Origin of the sequence: Alicyclobacillus suci, assembly GCF_017329615.1 — a bacterium.
GTDB classification, from domain to species: Bacteria; Bacillota; Bacilli; order Alicyclobacillales; family Alicyclobacillaceae; genus Alicyclobacillus; species Alicyclobacillus suci.
In genome coordinates, this window is the sequence record NZ_JAFMTW010000205.1 from 1 (window position 1) to 296 (window position 296).

Annotated in this window: 1 pseudogene; it reads right to left on the bottom strand. The window is 63.9% G+C overall.

What is annotated here, in order from left to right:
• Positions 1–296 (bottom strand): annotated as a pseudogene (locus tag J3482_RS20420) (hypothetical protein); the annotation flags it as partial.

Sequence of the window (296 nt, forward strand, 5' to 3'; positions counted from 1 at the left end):
GCGCCGGTGCCTTCCTTCTCGGCCTTCAGCTGTGCCTCGGTCATCGCGACGCTCTTCGGGCCCTGTGCGCGTTCCTTGAGGAACTTCGGGGCAACTCCCAGGAACAGGGCGTTGGTAAGAACGTCCTCGTCGGAGCCGTCGAAGCCCTCAAGACTCTTGGCCTGCTCGACCAGCTGGTCCCACTCAGGCTCGAGCAGGTCGGCGGGACGGCAGTCGATCGGCTCCTTGCCGGTCTGCTTCTTGGCCATCTCAACGATCTCGGGATTGAGCTCGCCAATGGGCTTGCCGTAGTAGCC